General features: G+C 61.9%; 2 protein-coding genes. Both read left to right on the top strand.

Annotated elements, in window-relative coordinates; genetic code table 11:
* Positions 1 to 1,469, top strand: a 1,469-nt coding sequence (locus ACIPSJ_RS51910; protein ID WP_401357493.1) for an aldehyde dehydrogenase, incomplete at its 5' end; no start/stop codon positions are given.
* 313 nt (positions 1,470 to 1,782) lie between these two features.
* Positions 1,783 to 2,187 carry a nuclear transport factor 2 family protein gene (locus tag ACIPSJ_RS51915; RefSeq protein ID WP_401357495.1) on the top strand — a complete coding sequence of 135 codons (405 nt, stop codon included), beginning with the start codon at positions 1,783 to 1,785 and terminating at the stop codon, positions 2,185 to 2,187.
* Positions 2,188 to 2,229 lie beyond the last annotated feature (42 nt).

Raw genomic sequence — 2,229 nt, forward strand, 5'->3', positions numbered from 1 at the left:
TCCGACACCCAGATCGGCTCTTCATCGGTGGCGAGTGGGTCAAGCCGAGCAGCACGATTATGCGTGATGTACTGGACTCGGGTTCCGAGCAAGTCTTTCTGAGCGTCGCCGAAGCTCAGGCGGCAGATATTGATCGGGCAGTCGGAGCTGCGCGGACGGCGTTCGATCAGGGTCCGTGGCCACAAATGACTCACGCCGAGCGTGCTGCCTATCTGCGAGCCTTTGCCGAGGGGTGGCGAGCCCATGCTGGCGACGTAGAGCAGCTCTGGCCCCGGGAGTCCGGTGGTGTGGCGGCGCTTGCGCGACCGTTCACGGATCGAGCGGCCCGCGAGTGGGATGACAACGCTGCCCTAGCCGACAGTTTTCCGTTCAATGAGGTGATTACCCCGAGCGAGGGAGGAGCCTTCGGGCTTGTTCGGCGCGAACCGGTCGGCGTCGTCGGAGCGATCATTCCGTGGAACGCGCCGGTAGCGTCGCTCAGCCACAAGGTTGCTCCCGCGCTGCTGGCCGGCTGCACTGTGGTCCTCAAGACCGCCCCGCAAGCGCCGGGAGAAGGATATCTCGTTGCCCAGATTGCGCAGGAAATCGGTCTCCCGCCCGGTGTGCTCAACGTCGTGACTGCCGATCGAGAGGTCTCTGAACTCCTGGTCAGGGATCCCAGGGTGGATAAGATCTCGTTCACGGGTTCGACGGCGGCGGGACGCCGCATCGCTTCCCTCTGCGGCGACCGTGTTGCGCGGTACAGTCTTGAGCTTGGCGGGAAATCCGCCGCCATCATTCTTGAGGACACCGATGTCGAGCAGACCGCGCGGACGCTCTCTGCAGCTGAGTCCCTCTTGAGCGGGCAGGTCTGCTCCTCGCTCACTCGGCTGATCGTTGTCCGAGAGCGTCATGATGAGTTTGTTGACGCGCTGGCGGCAACGTTCTCGCAGGCCGTTGTTGGGGACCCATACGACAACGCCACCCAGATCGGTCCCCTGGCTTCTGCGGAGCAGCGCGACCGGGTCGAAGGCTATGTTGCCAAGGGGGTTGAGCAAGGGGCGGTCCTGGTGACCGGAGGTCGGCGCCCGAAGCATCTCGATCGTGGTTACTACATCGAGCCAACGGTCTTCGCTGGTGTGGATAACGCCCACGTGATCGCCCAGGAGGAGATCTTCGGTCCGGTGCTTAGCGTGATTGCGGCCGACAACGAGGAGGACGCCGTCCGCATCGCTAATGACTCGATCTTCGGTCTGAACGCGTCGGTCTTCACTGCGGATACTGACAGAGCTCTACGGGTTGCTGAACGGCTTCGGTCTGGCACGGTTGGCCATAATGCGGTGCGCTCAGATCTGAGCCTCGGCTTTGGCGGATTCAAGCAGTCAGGCATCGGCCGAGAAGGCGGGGCTGAGGGCTTGCGGCTGTTCCTCGAGTCGAAGGCCGTAATCCTCGATGCTGTTCCCACCGGGGACTTCTCCCGTTCCAACTAGGTTCGGGCGGCGGCCGAGAGCCGCGAGACACGGTTAGCCTTCAACGATGCGACTTCTGCCGTGTGCTAACCGAACTCGGCTGACAAGAATATTGGTGGCGGCATGAGTTGGGTGGCTGCTTCATCACCCGAGGTGGCGCGTGCGCTCCGTCGCTGATCCCTGGACCTGATTACGTCGGGTCGAGTTGATCGGCAGGTAGCAGGCTGGGCTCACCGATTAACTCTTCACGCCTCGGAGGAACTCCAAGGGGACCCACAAGGGCCTCTTTGGTCAAGAGCCGAAGGATCCTTCGGCAGTTGAACCCGGAGAAGAAATGACAACACTGGTCGAGGACCGAGACGAAATTCTCCAACTGATCTACCGTTACGCGAACGCGATCGATCGCTACAGTGTGGGCGGCGATCTCGGAGAATGGTTGGACACGTTCACGGAAGATGGATCGCACGAATTTGCCGGCACCATCCGCACCGGTGAAGAACTCGCACGACTGGCGGACCAGGTCGCCGGCCTTCGTCACTTCATGGTAAATCCTGAAATCGAGGTCGAGGGCGACGCCGCTTCCGTTCGCGCCGTCCAACTCATATATCAGGGACTCGCTCTGGGCGCCGTAAACTGGCAAGAAGCCGAAGCGGTCAGGACGCCCGCTGGGTGGCGGTTCTCCAAGGTAAAGGTCACTCGCACAGCGGGCGGGGTTGTGGACGCGGACTCCTTGAAGTAGCTAGGAGTCTCTGGCCCTCCAACATATTCCGAAACGGTGTCT

Origin of the sequence: Streptomyces sp. NPDC090088 (assembly GCF_044747345.1) — a bacterium.
Taxonomy (GTDB): Bacteria; Actinomycetota; Actinomycetes; order Streptomycetales; family Streptomycetaceae; genus Streptomyces.

What these genes read in the sequence shown, in the direction of transcription:
- ACIPSJ_RS51915 (WP_401357495.1), top strand. Translation starts at nt 1,783, where the DNA reads ATGACAACACTGGTCGAGGACCGAGACGAAATTCTCCAACTGATCTAC.